At 72.9% G+C, this 6,454-nt stretch carries 4 protein-coding genes and 1 pseudogene; 3 read left to right on the top strand and 2 right to left on the bottom strand.

Annotation, left to right across the window (positions count from 1 at the left end; genetic code table 11):
- The first annotated feature begins 346 nt into the window (after positions 1-346).
- Both AB8Z75_RS29720 and hemW read left to right on the top strand, forming a co-directional pair.
- Positions 347-685 (top strand): SCO4225 family membrane protein, encoded by a 339-nt coding sequence (locus tag AB8Z75_RS29720; protein WP_369207370.1) that lies wholly within the window; start codon positions 347-349, stop codon positions 683-685.
- A gap of 82 nt (positions 686-767) precedes the next feature.
- A complete protein-coding gene (gene hemW, locus AB8Z75_RS29725; RefSeq protein ID WP_369207372.1) occupies positions 768-2,018 on the top strand; it encodes a radical SAM family heme chaperone HemW in 1,251 nt (416 codons plus the stop codon).
- A gap of 25 nt (positions 2,019-2,043) precedes the next feature.
- On the opposite strand, the pseudogene AB8Z75_RS29730 reads toward hemW, so the two are convergent.
- Positions 2,044-3,267 (bottom strand): annotated as a pseudogene (locus tag AB8Z75_RS29730) (PP2C family protein-serine/threonine phosphatase); the annotation flags it as partial.
- Positions 3,268-3,588: 321 nt separating this feature from the next.
- Here AB8Z75_RS29730 and AB8Z75_RS29735 point away from each other — a divergent pair.
- Positions 3,589-4,185 carry a two-component system response regulator gene (locus AB8Z75_RS29735; RefSeq protein WP_369207374.1) on the top strand — a complete coding sequence of 199 codons (597 nt, stop codon included), beginning with the start codon at positions 3,589-3,591 and terminating at the stop codon, positions 4,183-4,185.
- Between the two features lie 72 nt (positions 4,186-4,257).
- On the opposite strand, the gene AB8Z75_RS29740 is transcribed toward AB8Z75_RS29735, so the two are convergent.
- A complete protein-coding gene (locus tag AB8Z75_RS29740) occupies positions 4,258-6,150 on the bottom strand; it encodes a long-chain fatty acid--CoA ligase (protein ID WP_369207376.1) in 1,893 nt (630 codons plus the stop codon).
- Between the last annotated feature and the right edge of the window lie 304 nt (positions 6,151-6,454).

Genomic DNA, 6,454 nt, shown 5'->3' on the forward strand with positions numbered 1-6,454 from the left:
GCCGGGCCGCGCGGGGCGTGCCGGGGGGGGGGGGGGGGGGGGGGGGGGGGGGGGGGGGGGGGGGGGGGGGGGGGGGGGGGGGGGGGGGGGGGGGGGGGGGGGGGGGGGGGGGGGGGGGGGGGGGGGGGGGGGGGGGGGGGGGGGGGGGGGGGGGGGGGGGGGGGGGGGGGGGGGGGGGGGGGGGGGGGGGGGGGGGGGCTCTGTCCCGGCRSYCSSGCCGCACGCCCCCCGTGCGGCTTGAGTACGCGTACTCATGCCGGGCCGCGCGGGGCGTGCCTACCGTGGCAGAGCACACCGCACACATCGGCGTCGTACGCAGGTGCGACCGGGATCAGGGGGTCTGGTCATGGCAGGGTCAGGAGACGCGAAACGGACCACGAGCGCTCGGGGACTGCTGCTCAACCCCGCGTCACTGGCCTACCTCGCGTTGGTCGTAGCCGCCGTACTGTTCACCGTCGGCGTCAGCCTGTTCGACTCCGGGCCCGACGCCTCGTTCGCGGGGGTGTGGATGTTCATCGCCACAGCGCCCGTCTCCGTGCTCTTCCTGCCGCTCGCCCCCGACAGCGGCTGGGCCCTGGCGCTGCTGATCGGCCTCTCCGCGCTGGCGCAGGCCGCGGTGGTCGGCGCCGTCTACCGGGCACTGCGCGGCCGGCGTCTCACCGCCGCACGGGGCCCGGCCGCCTGACGCCGCGGGGGCTCCGCCCACGAGCGGGGACGGTTCGCCCACGAGTGGGGACGGTTCCCCCACGAGCGGGGACAATGGACAGATGCCCTCCGCACTTCCCGACGGCGAGCCGATGCCCGCAGACGGCTCGCTCCCCCGCCACGCGCTCGACGGCGCGGCCACCCGCCCGCTCGGCTTCTACCTGCACGTGCCGTACTGCGCCACCCGCTGCGGCTACTGCGACTTCAACACCTACACCGCCTCCGAGCTGGGCGGAACCTCGCGGGACAGGTACGCGGAGCAGGTCGTCGAGGAGATCCGCCTCGCCCGCCGGGTGCTCGGCGACGACCCGCGGCCCGTCACGACGGTGTTCGTCGGCGGCGGCACCCCCACCCTGCTGCCCGCGGCCGACCTGGGGCGGATGCTCGCGGCGGTCGACCAGGAGTTCGGGCTGGCCGAGGACGCCGAGATCACCACCGAGGCGAACCCGGAGTCCGTCGACCCCGCTTACCTGGCGCAGCTGCGCGAGGCGGGCTTCAACCGGGTCTCCTTCGGCATGCAGAGCGCCCGCGAGCACGTACTGCGGGTACTGGACCGCACCCACACGCCCGGCCGCCCCCAGGAGTGCGTCGCGGAGGCCCGCAAGGCGGGGTTCTCGCACGTCAACCTCGATCTGATCTACGGCACCCCGGGCGAGACGGACGACGACTGGCGGGCCTCACTGGACGCCGCGCTCGCCGCGGGCCCCGACCACGTCTCCGCCTACGCGCTGATCGTCGAGGAGGGCACCCGGCTGGCGCGGCAGATCCGGCGGGGCGAGGTGCCGATGACGGACGACGACGTGCACGCGGACCGCTATCTGATCGCCGAGGAGCGGCTGAGCGCGGCGGGCATGGAGTGGTACGAGGTCTCCAACTGGGCCGTGGGGGCACCTCCCGGACGGGGACCGGGGGAGGGCGAGGCGTCCGCCCGGTGCCGCCACAACGAGCTGTACTGGACCGGGGCCGACTGGTGGGGCGCCGGGCCCGGGGCGCACAGCCACGTCGGCGGTGTGCGCTGGTGGAACGTCAAGCACCCCGCCGGCTACGCGAAGGCCCTCGCCGAGGGCCGCTCGCCCGGCGCGGGCCGCGAGATCCTCGGCGCCGAGGACCGGCGCGTCGAACGGATCCTGCTGGAGCTGCGGCTGCGGGACGGCTGCCCCCTCGGCCTGCTGGCGCCCGCGGGGGCGAAGGCCGCGGAGCGGGCCCGCGACGACGGCCTGCTGGAGCCGGAACCGTACGCCCGGGGACGTGCCGTACTCACCCTGCGGGGCCGCTTGCTGGCAGACGCCGTGGTGCGCGACCTGGTCGACTGAGCGGCGCAGCGCCCGGGGGGGGCCGTCAAGCGGGGTGTGCGCGCCGCGGCGGCCCGTTCGGTGCCCGCAGCACCAGCATGGCCAGGTCGTCGGCGGGCACGTCCGGGGCGAAGGCGTGGACCGCGCGCCGCAGACGCTCGGCGGTGGCGCCCGCGTCCAGGCCCGCGCACTCCGCGAAGAGGGTGGCCAGCCCGTCGCCGTCATCGAACAGATGCCGCCCGCAGCGGCGTTCGGTCACACCGTCGGTGACGCACAGCAGCGTGTCACCGGGGTGCAGGGTGAAGGACTGGCTGTCGTAGTCCACGTCCTGTGCGATGCCGAGCAGCAACTGCGGCAGCGCGGCGGTACGCACAGCGCCCGAGGCGTCGCACACCAGCGGCAGCGGATGGCCCGCACAGGTGAGCGTGCAGTCCACGAGGTCGCCGCGGAAGGCCAGTTCGCCGTAGACGACGGAAAGGAACCGGGCCTGCTCCCCCACCTCCCGGTTGAGCCGGCCCAACGTCTCGGTGACCGAGTAGCCCTCCTTGGCGAGCAGCCGCAGCACAGGACGGGCCAGACCGGTGACGACGGCGGCCTCGGGCCCGCTGCCGCACACGTCACCGAGAGCGAAGCGCCAGCGGTCGCCCGGCAGCCGCAGCAGATCGTAGAAGTCGCCGCCCGCCCACGCCCCCTCGCCCGCCGGTTCGTAGACGAGCGCGGTGTCCAGGCCGGGGACGCGCACCTCCTCCTTGGGCAGCAGCCCCCGCTGGAGGACCTGGCTGATGGTGGCCTGCAGCGTGTAGCGGCGCGCCGAGAGCACGGCGAGGGCCACCCGGCGGGCGAAGTCCTCGACCAGCCCGAGAGCTCCGTCCGGGAACCGGGACAGCCCTTCTCGCCCGAGCACCAGCGAACCGAGGGTGCGCCCACCGACCACCAGATCGCAGCGGACTCCGGCGCCGTCTCTCCCGCCGGCGCCGGCCGGGCCGTCGGCCCGGTGCCAGGGAACGGCCCGGCCCGGTACGGCGCGGGGTGTGCCCAGCGGCGGCTCCCGGTCGAGCTCGGCGCGCAACCGGGCGATGCGGTCCTCCCGCGCGTGCCACACCCGGGCGAGCCGGGGCGGCCGGGAGCGCTCCTCGTCCCGCAGCCACACCGCGCACCAGTCGGCGAAGCGGGGCACCATCAACTGCCCGGCGAGCGAGGCGACCCTGTCCTCGTCGGTGTGCCCGGCCAGCAGGTCGGAGGCCTCCGCGAGGAAGGAGAGACCCCCCTGACTCGCCCATCCGCCCGCCCCGCCGACGGCAACCCCCGTGTCCCTCTCCGTTTCCGCCTCCGCCTCCGTGTGCGGCATCGTGCCTCTCCCCCCGGCCCAGCTGCTCCGTCACCGCTCAGCGCGGTGCAGCAAGAGTGACAGAAGGGGCCCGCTCATACGCGTGGAGTCACGAAAAAAGGTGGCCGAAAATCCCCTCACGGGAAAGTGAAGCGCACTCTAATCACCAAGCGACCCCCGGCAGTTGGCACACCAGGACGGCCGGGTACGGTGCTCGCTTCTTCCCGTACGAGAATCAACCACCGGCGACACCGACGAGGAGCGATGAGCAGGGGATCCACGAGGGGCACCGGCCGCCCACCACACGACGCAGGCGTCCTGCTCGTCGACGACATGGAGGACAACCTCGTCGCGCTGGAAGCCGTACTCTCGACGTTACACGTCCCGTTGGCGCGTGCGGCGTCCGGCGCGGAGGCGGTGACCGTGCTGGAACGGGAGGAGATCGCGCTCGTCCTGCTCGACGTGGCGATGCCGGGCATGGACGGCTTCGAGACAGCCCGGTGCCTGAAGCGCTCCGACCGGACCAAGGACCTTCCCGTCATCTTCCTGACGGGACCGCACGCCACCCGCGAGTCCGGCTTCTCCTTCCGGGGCTACGCCACCGGCACCGTGGACTACGTGCCCAAGCCGTTCGACCCCTGGGTGCTGCGCACCAAGGTGAGCGTCTTCCTCGATCTGGACCGCAAGAGCCGCCGGCTGTGCCAACTGCTGACGGAGGAGCAGTACCGGCTGGACGACTTCGCACGCCGGCTCGAGGCGGTCGAGGCCCACCTGGCCGCCGACGGGGGTACCGACACCGCACGGCTCGCCCGCGACGTGGGCCACCTGGCCGACACGCTGAACGAGCTGCGCGGCGTCTGAACGGGCCGCACGGCGCCGCGCGAACGGTGTGCGAGCGCTGCGGCGCGTGAGAGCTCAACGGCGCGTGTGAACTCAGCGCTCGCGGGCGCCCTCGTACATCTCGTCGATCAGGTCGCCGAACTTCTTCTCCACCACCGGACGCTTCATCTTCAGGCTGGGCGTCAGCTCTCCGTGCTCGATGTCGAGGTCGCGCGGGAGAATCCGGAACCTCTTGATGGTCTGCCAGCGCTGGAGGCCCCTGTTCAGCTCCTCGACGTAGCCGTCCACCAGGCCGCGCACCTGCTCGGAGGCGACGACCTCCGCGTACGGCCTGCCCTTGAGGTCCTCCTGATCCGCCGCCCAGGCCATGACGGCCGGCTCGTCCAGCGCGATCAAAGCTGTGCAGAAGTTCCGCCCGGCGCCGTGCACCAGAATGTTGGACACGTACGGGCAGACGGCCTTGAACTGGCCCTCCACCTCGGCCGGCGCGATGTACTTGCCGCCGGAGGTCTTGATCAGGTCCTTCTTGCGGTCGGTGATCCGCAGGTAGCCGTCCTCGGAGAGTTCACCGATGTCGCCGGTGTGGAACCAGCCGTCCTCCTCCAGCACCTCCGCGGTCTTGTCCGGCAGGCCGTGGTAGCCCTCCATGATGCCGGGGCCCCGCAGCAGGACCTCCCCGTCGTCCGCGATGCGCACCTCGGTGCCCGGCATCGGCTTGCCGACCGTGCCCGTACGGAAGTTGTCGCTGCGGTTGCAGAAGCTGGCGGCCGACGACTCGGTCAACCCGTAGCCCTCCAGCACCGGGATACCGGCGCCCGCGAAGAAGTAGCCCAGATCGGGGGCCAGCGCGGCAGAGCCGGACACGCAGCCGACCATGCGGCCACCGAACGCCTCCCGCAGTTTGCTGTAGACCAGCCGGTCCGCGAGGGCGTGCTTGACCTTGAGACCGGTGGGCGCGTCCGGCACACCGGTGCGGCGCTGGTTGTCCTGCGTCGTCCTCGCGTACTCGCGGGCGACCTCGGCCGCCCACAGGAAGATCTTGTACTTCGCGGGCCCGCCGGCCCGCGCCTTCTGGGCGACCCCGTTGTAGACCTTCTCGAAGATGCGCGGCACCGCGCACATCTTCGTCGGCTGCACGACGGGCAGATTCTCGATGATCTTGTCGACGCGGCCGTCCACGGCGACGACGTGGCCCGAGTCGATCTGCACGGAGATCAGCATCTTGCCGAAGACGTGCGCCAGCGGCAGCCACAGGTACTGCACGTCGTCCTGGTTGAGCAGGCCCGCCTGCGGGACCGCCCTGGCCATGTACGACCAGGCGTCCTGCGGCAGCCGCACGCCCTTCGGCCTGCCCGTCGTCCCCGAGGTGTAGATCAGCGTGGCCAGCTGGTCGGCGCGCAGGCCCTCGACCGTCTCGGTGACCGCCTGCGGGTGCTCCTCGCGGTAGGCGGCGCCGCGGCGCTCCAGCTCCGCGAACCCGATCACCCAGCCGCTCGCGGCGTCCTCGGCCTCCGGCTCGCCGTCCATCAGCACCACGTGCGCCAGCTCCGGCAGCTCGTCCCGGTGCGCACGGATTTTCGCGAGCTGGGTGGCGTCCTCGGCGATCAGCACGCGGCTGGCCGAGTCGGCGAGGATGTAGGCCACCTCGTCGGCGTTCGTGCTGGGGTAGACCGTCGTCGTGGCCGCCCCCGCGCACAGGATCCCCAGGTCGGTCAGGATCCACTCGATCCGCGTGCTGGACGCGATGGCCACCCGCTCCTCCGGACGCACCCCCAGGTCCATCAGACCCGCCGCGATGGAGAAGACCCGCTCCGCCGACTCCCGCCAGCTGTAGGAGCGCCACTCGTCGGGCCCCTCGCTCTGTCCCGCGGGACGGATGACGGGATACCGGTAGGCCTCCGCGTCCGGGGTGGCCTCGACCCGCTCCAGAAAGAGCGTCGCCACGGAAGGCGGCCGGTTCTCGATCAGGGACTGTGTGTCGCTCACGCCATCCTCCGGGACCCGCGTCCTTGCGTCCTGTGTGTCGGCTGCTCGCTCGAGTCGGCTCGCCGCGTCGCCTCGCGCTCCGAGGGCTCTGCCTGACCGACAAGTCTTATGACTGGCGAGTAACTACTGAGCAGAGATCAGACTAAAGGCAGCAGCCCCCTGACGTAAGGGGGCTGCTGCGCGGATCGTCACCGAAGCGGAGGGTGACAGCTCCCGGGCCCTCTTCCCGGACCCCGGGAGCCCGAATCTCCGGCTCTGGCTCGGAGCTCTGTTCGGCTGGGGCTCGGGGCCCGGGGCTTAGGGC

Source organism: Streptomyces sp. PU-14G, assembly GCF_041028275.1.
Lineage (GTDB): Bacteria > Actinomycetota > Actinomycetes > Streptomycetales > Streptomycetaceae > Streptomyces.